Here is a 13409-nt window from a genome sequence, read left to right as displayed (position 1 = left end):
GCCTCATCACGAACTGGGGCTCGGAGGGCATCGGGTTCATCAACGCCGACCTCACGCTGTCCATCGCCCGGCTGCCGCGCTCGGAGGACCTCGGCATGCAGGCCGACATGCACGTCGAGGCGGACGGAATCTCGGTGGGCAACACCGCCCTCTACGACCGCGACGGCGTGATCGGCTTCGGCGCGGTCGTCGCGGTGTCCAACGCGAAGCGGCAGATCGACTGGTCGAGCCGCAAGATCACCGCGGAGGGCGTCGAGACCGACGGCCGCAACGCGTAAGGACTTTAGTGGCGCGGCGTGTGTGGGTGGACGACGATCCCTTCGCCCCGCGCGACGGTTCCGCCGGCTCTTCCTCCTCGCCTGGCGGATCGCAGCTCCTCGTGCGCCGCATTTCCCTGCAGGATGACGCCGCAGTGCGCCTCCGCGGCGGCGCCGCCCCTGCGGAGGAATCGCCGAAACCGTGGCCGCTGTCCGTTCCCGCCATCGCCGACCTAGGCGTCCGCGGGCTCACGCTGAACACCGCGATAACGGTGTTGGTCGGCGACAACGGCTCCGGTAAATCGACGTTGGTAGAGGCCCTCGCGGAGGCCTGGGGATTCGACATGCGCGGCGGCCACGGCGCCCGCCGCTACGCCCCACTCGAGTACGAGCCGAGCGCGCTCGCCGATGTTATGACGCTCGAATACTCCGCGCGCGGCATGTCGATTCAGGGCGCCGGCGGCGCGCCGGGATTCTTCCTCCGCGCCGAATCGATCAAGGACGTGCTCGAGCAAATGAGTCGAATGGCGGTCATCGGCTACGGTGATGTGCCGCTACGCGAACGAAGCCACGGCGAGGGGTACCGTCAGGTGCTATCGGGTCGCTTCCGGGGGCCGGGACTGTATCTACTCGACGAGCCGGAAACAGCTCTCACCTTCCAGGCGACTATGGAGCTGGTCGACGCGCTGCGTCGCGTGGTTCGCGAGGGCGGGCAGGTCATCTGCGCCACGCACTCACCGATCCTCGCGGCATTGCCGGAGGCTTCGCTCCTCGAGCTCGGCCCGCACGGGATACGGTCCCGCGAGTGGGCCGAGCTCGACATGGTGCGCACGTGGCGCGATTTTTTCGACAGGCCGGAGCGGTTCCTCGGCAGGTGAATAACCGTGCCCCGGCGCCGCAACGAGCGGGCACGAAGCATCCGGGAGGAGGGGCAGCGATGACACGAGCGGGAACGAGTACGAGTGCGCGCCCGGCCACGCCCGCAACGTGGATGGCCGTGGCGCTGGTCGCCGCGGGCACGGTCGTCGGGGCGGCGGCTCGCGGCGCGCTCGGTCCGATCTTCGGCCAACCTCACACCGTCGGCGGGATGTCGACGATCCTCGCCGTCAATCTCGCCGGCGCGCTGATCCTCGGGATCATCACCGAACTGAGCGTGGGCGGTCGCCGCTGGCAGCCGATCACCAAACTCGCTGCCGGCACCGGCTTCTGCGGCGGGTTCACCACCTATTCGACGTTCGCCGTAGACGTGGCACTGGTCGGCAGCCACGGCCCAACCGAGGTCGTCGGGCTGTACCTCGCGGCGACCCTGTTCTTCGGCCCACCCGCGGCGCTCTGCGGGATCGCGCTCGGCGCCTGGCTGCGGCCGAAGTTCCTCGGCCGTGCGAAGACGGAAGGGCAGGACGCATGACGGCGGTGTTCTTCGTTCTCGCGGCCGCCCTCGGCGGCGCCTGCCGGTTTCTTCTCGACGCCTCCGTGAAGAAGCGACTGTCCCCGACGGGGCCCGCCGGCGTGCTGCTCGTCAACGTGCTCGGTTCAGCGCTTTTCGGTGTATCCACAGGGCTCTTGGACGGCGACACGATCGGCTACGCCGAGTGGAGCGTGCTGGCAGGGTTCTGCGGCGCCTTCACCACCTACTCGACGGCCGCCGTCGAGGTGGCGTACTTATTCCGCGGCCGGCTGTGGACGCTCGGCCTGCTTTACTGGCTCGGCATGGCAATGGCGTGTATCGGCGTCGCGTGGCTGGGATTCGTCGGCACGCGGTAACGCCAACCTCTATGAGACTCCGCGTCTTCGCCTAGCGCGAGGAGACCGCATCGACGATCGCCTCGACGACCGGCTTCGGGTCGGCGAAAAGCGCGCCATGCCCGCCGGGCAGCGAGACGAGATCCACCCAGTCCTCCCCGCCGAGTGTCTCGGCCGCCCGCTCGGCAGGCGCGCCCGCGGGCATGTGCAAGTCGCCGTGAAAGCTGATCAGAGTGAAGCGTGGTCGGGGCCCTTCGCCGGGCAGCTCCGGGCGCTCGGCGGTTCCGGTGATCCACGCGCCGACCGCCTGTCCTTGGCCTTCTCGGGCGTGCGGCGCCGACCATGCGGCCGACTGGAAGTCGAGCACCTCCCACCAGGTCTTCGCGAGCGCGGGGCGTTGGGTTAGGGCCTCGGTGTCGAGGGTGGTGACGAACGTGGTGAACTTCTCGAACGCATCGAGCGCCTGCTGATTATCGCCGATGGCCAGGCGCGTCTCGCGGGCCGCGCGGGACACCTCGGCCGCCTGATTGTGGCCGCCGACGAGGACCGCGTGGGCTACGCGGCCCGGATGGGTACGGGCGAGAAGTTCGGCGGTGAATCCGCCGAGCGAATACCCCACGACCGTGACCGGTTCGCTCCAGCCGAGGTGGTCGAGCACGGACACCGCGTCGGCGACCATGTCCTCGAGCGACCACGGGAGCGCAGGCGCCGAAGACGGCACGATCCCGCGGGACGCATAGGCGACGACCTCGTGGCCCTCGGCCGCCAGCGTTTTCTCCACCGGTCGCCAGGTGTCGATCGTCTGGCCGGTTCCACCGATAAGGAGAACGCGAGGCGCGGCCCCGCCCGGGGAGGTGCCGGCTCCGCCGTCATACCCGGGGTCTTGTTCTGTTGTGGGGAAAGAACGCCGAAGCCCCACCTCCCAACTGCCGAGCTGGGGGTGGGGCACGGTCTCGACGGTGATGTCCTTGGCGCTCATGGTCGCCAGGATATCTGCGGCGGAACCTCTAGCGTGTCGACGCCATGTCGTCCTCGCGGGACTTAGCGTGTGCCTTGGCGGACATCATGTCCTTCTGCGGCTTCTTCTCCTTCGGCTCGGCGCCGAGGAGCGCTTCGCGGTAGGTCATCTTGCGGGAGGTCTGCATGAGCGAGCGGCGGTAGATCAGGTCGCTGATCGCGATGATGATTGCCGTGGCGATGACCGTGATGATGAGGGCGATCGCGGCCTCCCACCATTCGGCGGTGCCCGAGGCGATGCGCACCGGCATGAGGATCGACGAGGCGACCGGGATGTACGAGAACACGGTTTGGAACGTTCCGGTGGCGAAGAGCGAGCCGAAGAACGCGATCATCACGATCATCATCAGCGGCGTCGTGGTGGACTGCAGATCCTCTGCCCGCGAGGCCAGGGCGCCCGCCGCGGCGAAGAGGGCCGCCACCGCCGTGAAGCCGAAGATGAAGAACACCACGTACCAGCCCGCGGCCGGGGCGAGCGCCGTGAGGATCGTCGAATATTCGGTGAACGAGACGCCGATCAGTCCGACGATGGCGAGCAGCGCAACCTGGCCGGTGGCGAGGATCGTCATCCCGACGATCTTGCCGACGAGGATCTCGCGGATCGGTACCGCGGCGGCGAGGATCTCGACTATGCGCGACTGCTTCTCCTCGACGACCGAGCTGGAGATGGCATACCCGAAGGTCATCACGCCGAAGTAGAACAGGAATCCGAAGACCATTGCGGCGAGGTAGCGCATCGCCTCGGGCGGGAGGGAATTCTCGTCTCCGGGGGAGAGCAGCCGTTCGGTCGGAGCGGTGCCTGCCTGCAGGTCGGCCATCGACGTGCCCGCCGCGGCCGCGTTCTCCTCCATGCCCATCTGGGCGACGACAGCGGTAAGGGCGGAGGACACCGAGGACGGGACCTCGCGGTCGCCGACGATCTCCCAGCCGCCCGGGGTGTGGAGCAGCCCGGCTGCGGCGTCGCCGTCGCGGACCGCGGCCTCGAGAGCCTCGGTGCTATCGACGTCGAGAACGTCGAACTCGTCGTTGCCGAGCATCGCGGCGCTCGGTTGGACCGTGCTCACGGCCTGGCCGTCGGCGTCCGCGTCGTCCTCGGACTGCTGCTGCGCGATGGACTCGACGACCTGCTGGGACTGAGAGTCCATCACGGCGATGGTCTCGGTGGAGGTCCGGTTGGACATGAAGATGCTGATGCCGATGGACGCGGCCATGACGCCGATGATGATCAGCGTAGAGATGATGAAGTTCTTGTCGCGCAGCTTGACCGCGATCTCTCGGGTGGCCACGGTGACCCAGGCGCGCTGGCCGCCGGTGGCGTTTTCTGCTGCTTCGGTGGGGGCTTGCTGTTCGAATGCTGCGGTACTCACTTGGACACCTCGCGGTAGATCTCGGAGAGGGAGGGGACGAGTTCGGCGAATTCGATGACCGAGCCGCGGCTGAGCGCCTCGCCGAGGAGCCGGTCGGCTTCGGCCTGATCGGCGAGGTCGAGGATCGCGGTATCGCCGGCGACGTCGAGCACGGACACCTGCGCATCGCGCACCCAGCCGACGTCGGTGTTCATCCGCAGGCGGTGCCGGATGCGACCGGAGCGCTGCAGGGATTCGCGGGAGCCGGTGGCGACGACGCGCCCGCGCGAGAGCACGGTGAGGTGGTCGCACAGCCGCTCGACGAGCTCGAGCTGGTGGGAGGAGAACAGGATTGGCACGCCGCGCGCATTGTATTCGCGCAGCAGGTCGGCCATCGAGTCGACGGCGTCGGGGTCGAGACCGGAGAACGGCTCGTCGAGGACGAGGAAGTCCGGCCGGCCGATCACGGCGACGGCAATCTGCACGCGCTGTTGGTTGCCGAGCGACAGCGAGTCGAGCATCGAGTCCTGCCGGTCGGCGAGGTTGAAGCGCTCGAGCAGCTCGAGACCGTCGCGCTTGGCGGCGGCCGCGTCGCGGCCGAAAAGCTTGCCGAAGTAGACGATCTGCTCCAACACCTTCTGCCGCGGGTACAGCCCTCGCTCTTCGGGCATGTACCCGAATCCGCGGCGGATCTCGCGGTTGGTCGGGGCGCCGTTCCACAACACCTGGCCGGCGTCGGGGCTCAGCACGCCCATGATCATCCGCATCGTGGTGGTCTTGCCTGCACCGTTGCCGCCGACGAAGCCCGTCATCCCGGCCGGGACATCGAAGCTGATGTCCTGCACCGCGCGGGTGTTTCCGAACGACTTGGTGAGCCCTTGCACGCTCAACATGAGCTGCTCCTTGCGTCGTAGCCTTTGTGGTCCGCTTTGTCTGCGACCCCGGCCGCCCTTCGCGACCCCTTGGCTATAAAGCTATGCGCTGGGGGCGTGGGGCGGATCCGCCTTCAGGCGGGTCTTTTCGGTGCTCGTAGCTCTTCCCTCCGCGCGATTTAGTGCATATCCACCCATGACGGCGGACGTCCCTCCTCCTCTAGGGGGAGGCGCGCCCGGACTCGACTGGCCGCCACCCGTCGCGGCCGGCCGCGGTCGGCCTCCACCAGCCGCCACCGTTCCGACTGGACGCCACTTTGTATCGATGGACGCCGGAAAATCCGTCCCCTAATAGCGTCCATCGATACAAAGTGGCGTCCAGTTGGCAACAGCCGGGAAATGCGGAGAAACGACAGCCGCAACCGCCGGTCGTTAGGAGGACGGCGTCGCGATGCCAGTCCGGTACGCGAACACCACGGCCTGCACGCGGTCGCGGAGGTGCGCCTTCGATAGCACCGAGGACACGTGGGTCTTGACTGTTGCCTCGCCGATCACGAGTTCGGCGGCGATCTCGGAATTGGAGAGCCCGCGGGCCACCGCCTCGAGAACCTCGCGTTCGCGGCCGGTGAGGGAGTCGACGATGCGCGCGGTGTCGGGGTCGAGGGACTCGGGCAGCGGGGCGTCGCCGGGCGCCGCCGCCGTGCCGGGTGCTGCCGCCGCGTCCGCCGCGGACACCGAATCGTCCGGGGGAGGAGCGGTCTCCGACGTCATCTGCTCGATGACCCGCCGCGTGACCTGGGGAGAAAGAAGCGCGTGCCCGTGCCCCACGGCGCGCACCGCTCCGACCAGTTCGTCGGGGTCGGAATTCTTGAGCAGGAACCCCGAGGCACCGGCGCGCAGCGCGTCGAAGAGGTAGTCGTCGCGGTCGAAGGTGGTGAGGATGAGGACCTTCGCGAGCTCGGCGCGCACGAGCTCCCGGGTCGCGGCGATCCCGTCCATCACGGGCATCTGCACGTCCATGAGCACCACGTCGGGACGCAGCCGGCCGACCACCTCGACCGCCTCGGCGCCGTCGGAGGCCTCGCCGACGACCTCGATGTCGTCCTCCGCGGACAGCATCAGCGTGAAGCCGGAGCGCATGAGCGCCTGGTCGTCGACGACCACTACCTTGAGCATCAGGACTCCTTGCGGATGAGGGGGAGACGGACGCGGACGCGGTAGCCGCCGAGGGCGCGCGGGCCGATCTCGACAACCCCGCCGAGCGAGCGCGCCCGCTCGCGCATACCGAGCTGCCCCATCCCGGTGCCGCCGGTGCCGTGGCGTGGGCGACCGTCGTCGACGACTTCGACCTCGGCGAACGGAACCTCGGGCGTGCCTGCCATCGTCGCACGACCGGTGCGAAGAGTCAGCCGCGCGGAGGAGGCGGTGGAGTGCGTGCGCACGTTGGACAGAGATTCCTGCGCGATCCGATACAGCGAGGCGCTCACCGCCGGTGGAACCGCAGAGCGCGGGAGAGTGGGATCCTCGACCACATCCAGATCAACCTGCGGCCGGTCGCCGGAGAAGCTCTTGGCCAGCTCTTCCAGCCGATCGAGGCCTGGTCCGGCACCGGGCGAGCGATGCGAGACGTCCGAATCAGCACCAGCCTCTACCGCCCCCGCGCCGTCATCAGAGAAATCCTGCAGTGGCGCATGGTCGATCGAGACCTCGGAGGTGTCCCGCAGCGCGCCGAGCAGCGAGCGCATCTCGGTCACGGCCTGCCTCGACGAACCTTCGACCTGCGTCAATGTCGATGCGACGGTCTCACGCGAGGCGGCGGAATCGGAGCGTTCCATCACGCGTCGCGCGGCGCCCGCGTGCACGCCGATGGCCGACACGTGATGCGCGACCACATCGTGCAGTTCCCGCGCGATCCGTAGCCGCTCGTTCGTCACCGCCTGTCGCGTCTGCGATTGCGCATGCGCCTCGAGCAGCGCGTTGTAATCGGCGATCTCCGCGGTCTTCTGCGCGTTGCGCCAGGTCACCGTCCCGAGCACGATTGCGCCGCCGAAGTAGATCAAGTTCATCGCGAAGTTGAGGAACGCGAAGGCGACGAGCCGACCGAACGATAGTTCCTCGCCCTCGGCCAGGTCGAAAGCCTCCGCCAGCTGCGAGGTGCCCGAGGCAATCGCGATCACCCACGCCACCCATCCGAGCAGGCACAACCCGGAAAAGGCGACGAGCCCCACCAGCTGCCCGCGCTCGCGTCCCCACGCAAAGGCCGAGAACACGAGGAAGAACACGAGGACCTGCGTGGAGATGAACGCCCCGAGCTCGGGGAACCAGTAGCTACCACCGAACATGATGAGCACGGCGACGAGACCGCCCGTCACCGGAAAGCGCCGTCGCCCCACCAGCATCACCGCGGGCACCGCGATGAACAGCAGTTGCAGCCACAAAGGCTGCGAAATCTGGCCCATGTTGACGACCGAGATCGTCTGCAACAGCAACACGGCCACCACGAAGCAGCCGAGCGCGATCTTCAGGTCGGTGCGCAGCCACCGTTCGGGCAGCGGGCGGACCCAGTCCTCGCCCACTCCGAAAAAGCTCTGCACGCGCTGCCACATGCACCCCACCTTAAAGAACCACGTATGACGTCGGAGGTGCCGCGCCATAAAAAACCCGCCCCTGCCGCCCTACGTAGAGGGCGGCAGAAGGGCGGGTGGGCCTTCGCAGCCGGTGCAGCTGCGGGCGGCCGGAACTAGATGTAGATCGCCGGGTCGACGTAGAACGTCTCCGACAATTCGTCGGGCTCGGCCTCTTTCACCGGGCGGGCCTTGCCCGGGACGCCGGTGATGATCGAGCGCGCCGGCATGTCCTTGGTGATCACGGCATTCGCGCCGACGGCGCTGTCCTCGCCGACCGTCACCGGACCGAGGATCTTCGCGCCCGCGCCGACCGTGACCCGGTCGCCGAGCGTCGGGTGCCGCTTGGTCTGCTTCAGCGAAACCCCACCGAGGGTGACGCCGTGGTACAGCATGCAATCGTCACCGATCTCGGCGGTCTCGCCGATCACGACGCCCATGCCGTGATCGATGAAGAACCGGCGGCCGATGCTCGCGCCGGGATGAATTTCGATTCCCGTGAGGAAACGGCCGAACTGGCTGAGGATCCGGGCCGCCGCGCGCAGCGCCCCGCCGGACTTCCACATTCTGTGGCTGAGCCGGTGGAGCCAGATCGCGTGCAGGCCGGAGTACACGACGGCGTTCTCGAGGTCGCCCCGAGCGGCGGGGTCGTGCGCACGCGCAGCGGCGAGGTCCTCGCGCAAGATGCGCAGGAACCCCGCCGGACGTGCGGCTTCGTCAGAGGAAGCGTTGGTCATTTACTTGCGGTATTCCTCGAACAGAGGGGTCGAGAGGTAGCGCTCGCCGAAGTCCGGGACGATGACGACGATGGTCTTGCCCTTGTTCTCCGGGCGCTTGGCGACCTCGAGCGCGCTCCAGACGTTGGCGCCCGCCGAGACACCGGTGAGGATGCCCTCTTCGGTTCCGAGCTTGCGCGCGACGTCGAGCGAATCCTCGAACGTGACGTCGATGACCTCGTTGTAGATGTCGCGGTTGAGGATCTCCGGCACGAAGTTCGCGCCGAGACCCTGGATCTTGTGCGGTCCGGCCTTGCCCTCAGTGAGCACCGGGGAGTCCTTCGGCTCGACGGCGACGATCTCGATGTCGCTCTTGTATCCGCGGAGGGTCTCGCCGGCGCCGGAGATGGTGCCGCCGGTACCGATGCCCGCGACGAAGATGTCGATGTTGCCGTCGGTGTCGGCCCAGATCTCCTCGCCGGTGGTGCGGCGGTGGATGTCGACGTTGGCCGGGTTGCCGAACTGGCGCGCGAGCACGGCGTTCTCACGCTCGGCGGCGACCTCTTCGGCCTTTGCGACTGCGCCCTTCATGCCCTCGGCGGCCGGGGTGAGGATGAGCTCTGCGCCGTAGGCGCGCATCACGGCGCGGCGCTCGACGGACATGGACTCGGGCATGCAGATCACGGTCTTGAAGCCGCGGGCGGCGGCGACCATGGCGAGCGCGATGCCGGTGTTGCCCGAGGTGCCCTCGACGATCGTGCCACCCGGGGTGAGCGCACCGGAGGCGACGGCGTCGTCGATGATGGCCGCACCGATGCGGTCCTTCACGCTGTTCGCGGGGTTCGCGGACTCGAGCTTGACGACGACGTTCGCCTCAATGCCCTCGGTGAGCTTGTTGAGCTTGACCAGCGGCGTACGGCCGATGGTTTCGGTGATGTCCGAGTAAATCTTTCCCATGTCTATCCTCCGTTGATCCGTTTCGCGCTCGCGGGAGGCCCCTCGTCGCGAAGAATGAACCGATCTGTCTACTTTTTCCATTGTGCCCCTATTTGCCGCTCATTGCCAGCGATTCGGCTCAAGATGGTTCGTTCGCGGGGCGACCGAAGTCGATCGGCAACTCAACCCGAAAGTGCGCGCCCGAATCTGGGGCGGTGTCGAGATGAACGGTCCCTCCGTGCGCTTGCACGATTCCGGCGACGATCGACAGCCCGAGGCCGCTTCCTCCTCCGCTGTCGGAGCGAGTGCGCGAGTCGTCGATGCGATGGAATCGTTCGAAGGATTTGGCTGCGGCCTCGGCGGGCATCCCGACTCCGTCGTCATCCACCTCCAGCACGGCCAGCGGGGTGCCCGGACGCTGCGCGGGGCCGATGGTGGCTGTGTGCATGGCTGGGGCCGCGGCGGCGACAGATTCGGTCACTGTGACGTTCACGTTCGCGTCGTCGCCTGCATGGCGCAGTGCGTTGACGACGAGGTTCAGCGCCACCTGGCGGAGCTTGTCGCCGTCGCCGGTGAGCACGGGCGCGGCGTCGAGGCGCAGCTCCACCGAGCGGGACGGTTCGATCGCGTGAGCGCCGGCGACGGCATCCGCGGCGACCTCGGTGAGGTCCACGGGCTCTCGCGACATCGGCCGTTCGGTGTCGAGGCGAGCGAGAGTGAGCAGGTCCTCGACCAGCGCCTGCATGCGCCGCGCCTCCGGTTCGATGCGGCCGAACGCGGCGTCCGCGTCGGGCAGCATCTTCGTGCGATACAGCTCGGCAAAACCGATGATCGAGGTAAGCGGAGTGCGAAGCTCGTGGCCGGCGTCGGCGACGAAGCGACGCATCCGCTCCTCGGAGGTTGCGGCCTTGTGCCGGGACGCCTCGGTCGCGGTAAACGCGGACTCGATGCTGCCGGCCATCCAGTTGAAGCTCTGCGCGAGTGAGCCGACCTCGGTGCGCGGCGAGAGCTCGGGAAGGCGGCGGTCGAAGTTGCCGTCCGCGATCTGGTGCGCGGTCTGCTCGACGGCCTGGAGCGGTCGCAGCGAGCGGCGTACGAGCAGCCACGCACAGGTGCCCACGCCGATGAGCACCGCGAGTCCGACGAGGACCTGCACCTGGATCAGCTTGGTCACGGTCCCGTCGACCGTCGTGGACATCGGCACCGCGAGCACGGTGATGTTGCCCTGTCGGTCGACGTCGGCGAGCGCGCGCCACGTGCCGTCGCCCTCCGCGTCGGCCAGCTCGAAGGGCTCGGCGAGGTTGACCTTTTCGGGGAGCTCGGGCTGCGAGGGGTTGTCGTCGACGACGAAGACCAGGTGGCCCTCGGCGGTGCGCACCGCGATGAAGTATTCGCTCGGCGGCCGCTCGCGACTCGGTCCCTCGGGCGAGAGCGGATCCCCTCCCTGGGTGGACGGAGGACCGGGAGGGGGTGACGTCGCAGCCCACTCATTCATGGCCTCGCGCAGTTTCGCGTCCTCGGAGGCGATGAGTTGGCTGCGCATCGTCAGGGTGACCGCGGCGCTCGAGGCGATGAGCCCCAGCGCGACAAGCGCCACGGTTGCCGCGACGAGGAGAACGCGAAGCGGGTAGCGGTCGAAGAATTTCATCGAGGCTCGCGCAGCACGTATCCGACACCGCGAAGGGTGTGCAGGTACTTCTTCTCCCCGAAGTCGACTTTCTTGCGCAGGTACGACACGTAAGTTTCGACGACGTTCGCGTCGCCGCCGAAGTCGTAGTTCCACACGTGGTCGAGAATCTTCGACTTGGACAGCACCACGCCGGAGTTGACGATGAAGTAGCGCAGAAGCGCGAACTCGGTCGGCGACAGGGTCACCGGTTCGCCGGCTTTGAACACCTCGTGGGTGTCGTCGTCGAGGACGATATCGGCGAAGGACACGCGCGTGTTCTCCGCCGGCAGGTCCTTCGGCCCGCCGCGGCGCAGGAGCACGCGGACGCGGGCGACGACCTCCTCGAGCGAGAACGGCTTGGTGACATAGTCGTCCCCGCCGATCGTCAGTCCGCGGACGCGATCCTCGACGGCATCTTTGGCGGTGAGGAAAAGGACGGGCGCGTCGACGCCGTCTGCGCGCATCCGCGAGAGCGTGTCGAAGCCGTCCATGCGCGGCATCATCACGTCGAGCACGACGACGTCCGGGCGGAAGCGGCGTGCGATGTCGATTGCCTGGGCGCCATCGCGGGCCACCTGCACGTCGAAGCCCTGGTACTTCAGGCTCACCTGCAGTAGTTCGACGATGGACGGCTCATCATCGCAGACGAGGATTCGCGCGCCTGCCTCCGGATTTTCGCTCATGGTTAACCAGCTTGGCCTTTCGCGGTGAGTACCGGCTCCAGACTAGCTGTGAGCTCTCTGTGAGAGTGCGGATTCGCGGTCAGTGGGCCTCGTCGAGGAGCTGCTGGGTGAGAGTCGCGAGCATCGGACCGGCCTTCGAATGGGATTCCTCGTCGGTGAGCGCGATGTCGGACAGAGCGGCGGCGCCGGCGAATCCCGCGGCGCGGACGCGTTCGGCGGCGAGGTCGATCTTGCCGCATACCGCCCACACAGGGACACCGTGTTCGCGGCCGAGCGCGGCGACGCCCATGGGGGCCTTGCCGTGTGCGGTCTGGTCGTCGAGCCTGCCTTCGCCGGTGAGTACGAGATTGGCGCCGGCCACCGAGTATTCGAGGCCGGTGATCTGCGAGAGCACGGAGAAGCCTTGCTTGAGTTCCCAGCCGAGGAGGCGCGCGAGGAAGCCGACGCCGCCGGCGGCTCCGGCTCCGGGATAGTCGCGTTCCCCGCCGAGGGGGTCGGCGACCTCGGCGAGGCGCGTGAGTCCGCGCTCGAGGTGGGTGATGTCCTCGTCGCTCGCGCCCTTTTGTGGACCGAAAACGCGTGCGGATCCATCGGGGCCGAGCAGCGGGGTGTCGACGTCGCAGGCGATGGTGATCTGCGCCTGCCTGATCCGCGGGTCGAGTCCCGTGAGGTCAATCGAGGCGAGGCGGTGCAGCTCGCGGCCGCCAAGGGGGAGGGGCTCTCCGGCGTCATCCAGAAAGCGAACGCCGAGTGCGGCCGCCATGCCTGTCCCGCCGTCGGTGGAGGCGCTACCGCCGATCCCGCACAGGATGTTCGGACGGCCGGAGTCGAGCGCCGCGAGAATCGCCTCGCCGAGGCCGTAGCTCGACGCATCGAGAGGTGCGGGTTCGCCTGCCGGGAGGCGCAGTAGCCCGCATGCGTCAGCCATCTCGACGAAGGCCTGGTCGGGGTCGGTGGCGGCGAAGTGCGTGTCGACGGGTTCGCCGGTCGGGCCCGAAACGCGGATCGGATAGAGCGTCGCTCCGATATGTTGCATGACGTCGAGGGAGCCGGTCCCCCCGTCGGCGACGGGGAGGGTCACGATCTCTTCGTCGGGAAAAGAACTTCGTGCGCCCTTGGCCGCCCAGCGGCAGGCTTCGGTGGCGGAGAGTGAGCCCTTGAACGCGGCGCACGCGACGACGATTGTCATAGCACCATCATGGTCTATTTCGTTTCAGTAAATGACGAAAGGGGCCGCAGATCGAGATGATCTGCGGCCCCTTGGGCCGATTACGTGGGCGCCGGGGCGCGCTACGTATCTGTTGCTTGCTTAGAGAGCGAGCGAGCCGACGCCGATGGTGATGGCGACGCCGAGGCCGATTCCTGCGGCCGATGCCGGGTTGATGTCGCCGGAGCCGGTCTCGAGGGAGTCGGAGTTCAGCGAGCCTTCGCCGGAGCCGGACTCGAGGGACTCGGTCGGGAGTTCGCCGGAGCCGGTCTCGAGGGAGTCGGAGTTCAGCGAGCCTTCGCCGGAGCCGGACTCGAGGGACTCGGTCGGGAGCTCGGA

Annotated in this window: 14 protein-coding genes and 1 pseudogene; 4 read left to right on the top strand and 11 right to left on the bottom strand. The window is 67.9% G+C overall.

The window, feature by feature from the left end:
- The 4 genes and pseudogenes from K8V11_RS10405 to K8V11_RS10390 all read left to right on the top strand — a co-directional run.
- Positions 1–278 (top strand): annotated as a pseudogene (locus tag K8V11_RS10405) (thioesterase family protein); the annotation flags it as partial.
- A gap of 8 nt (positions 279–286) precedes the next feature.
- The gene (locus K8V11_RS10400) at positions 287–1135 is read left to right on the top strand and encodes an AAA family ATPase (RefSeq protein ID WP_303913713.1); all 849 of its coding nucleotides are present in this window, start codon (positions 287–289) and stop codon (positions 1133–1135) included.
- A 59-nt stretch (positions 1136–1194) separates the two neighbouring features.
- On the top strand, positions 1195–1665 hold the full coding sequence (locus K8V11_RS10395; RefSeq protein WP_303913711.1) for a CrcB family protein: 471 nt from the start codon (positions 1195–1197) through the stop codon (positions 1663–1665).
- Positions 1662–2021, top strand: a complete 360-nt coding sequence (locus K8V11_RS10390; RefSeq protein ID WP_303913708.1) for a CrcB family protein — start codon at positions 1662–1664, stop codon at positions 2019–2021. Before K8V11_RS10395 ends, K8V11_RS10390 begins: the two co-directional genes overlap by 4 nt.
- Before the next feature lie 31 nt (positions 2022–2052).
- On the opposite strand, the gene K8V11_RS10385 is transcribed toward K8V11_RS10390, so the two are convergent.
- The 11 genes from K8V11_RS10385 to K8V11_RS10335 all read right to left on the bottom strand — a co-directional run.
- Complete coding sequence (locus K8V11_RS10385) at positions 2053–2979, bottom strand: alpha/beta fold hydrolase (protein WP_303913705.1); 927 nt, start codon at positions 2977–2979, stop codon at positions 2053–2055.
- A gap of 28 nt (positions 2980–3007) precedes the next feature.
- Positions 3008–4384 carry an ABC transporter permease gene (locus K8V11_RS10380; protein WP_303913702.1) on the bottom strand — a complete coding sequence of 459 codons (1377 nt, stop codon included), beginning with the start codon at positions 4382–4384 and terminating at the stop codon, positions 3008–3010.
- Entirely contained in the window at positions 4381–5256 is an 876-nt protein-coding gene (locus K8V11_RS10375; RefSeq protein ID WP_303913700.1) for an ABC transporter ATP-binding protein, read from the bottom strand. Before K8V11_RS10375 ends, K8V11_RS10380 begins: the two co-directional genes overlap by 4 nt.
- Positions 5257–5667: 411 nt before the next feature.
- Positions 5668–6411 (bottom strand): response regulator transcription factor, encoded by a 744-nt coding sequence (locus tag K8V11_RS10370; protein WP_303913699.1) that lies wholly within the window; start codon positions 6409–6411, stop codon positions 5668–5670.
- Positions 6411–7841, bottom strand: a complete 1431-nt coding sequence (locus K8V11_RS10365) for a sensor histidine kinase (protein ID WP_303913697.1) — start codon at positions 7839–7841, stop codon at positions 6411–6413. The genes K8V11_RS10370 and K8V11_RS10365 overlap by 1 nt, the downstream gene beginning before the upstream one ends.
- Positions 7842–7975: 134 nt before the next feature.
- Positions 7976–8596 carry a serine O-acetyltransferase EpsC gene (gene epsC, locus K8V11_RS10360; protein ID WP_303913694.1) on the bottom strand — a complete coding sequence of 207 codons (621 nt, stop codon included), beginning with the start codon at positions 8594–8596 and terminating at the stop codon, positions 7976–7978.
- Positions 8597–9532, bottom strand: a complete 936-nt coding sequence (cysK, locus tag K8V11_RS10355) for a cysteine synthase A (RefSeq protein WP_303913691.1) — start codon at positions 9530–9532, stop codon at positions 8597–8599.
- Positions 9533–9650: 118 nt separating this feature from the next.
- Positions 9651–11159 (bottom strand): HAMP domain-containing sensor histidine kinase, encoded by a 1509-nt coding sequence (locus tag K8V11_RS10350; RefSeq protein ID WP_303913688.1) that lies wholly within the window; start codon positions 11157–11159, stop codon positions 9651–9653.
- On the bottom strand, positions 11156–11863 hold the full coding sequence (locus K8V11_RS10345; RefSeq protein ID WP_303913686.1) for a response regulator transcription factor: 708 nt from the start codon (positions 11861–11863) through the stop codon (positions 11156–11158). Before K8V11_RS10345 ends, K8V11_RS10350 begins: the two co-directional genes overlap by 4 nt.
- Before the next feature lie 79 nt (positions 11864–11942).
- A complete protein-coding gene (locus K8V11_RS10340; protein ID WP_303913682.1) occupies positions 11943–13052 on the bottom strand; it encodes a glycerate kinase in 1110 nt (369 codons plus the stop codon).
- A 120-nt stretch (positions 13053–13172) separates the two neighbouring features.
- The coding region (locus K8V11_RS10335) for a hypothetical protein (protein ID WP_303913680.1) at positions 13173–13409 on the bottom strand (237 nt) is incomplete at its 5' end.

The organism is Dietzia timorensis, assembly GCF_020742175.1.
In the GTDB taxonomy this organism is placed as follows: domain Bacteria; phylum Actinomycetota; class Actinomycetes; order Mycobacteriales; family Mycobacteriaceae; genus Dietzia; species Dietzia timorensis_A.
This window is presented reverse-complemented; position numbering and strand designations above follow the sequence as displayed.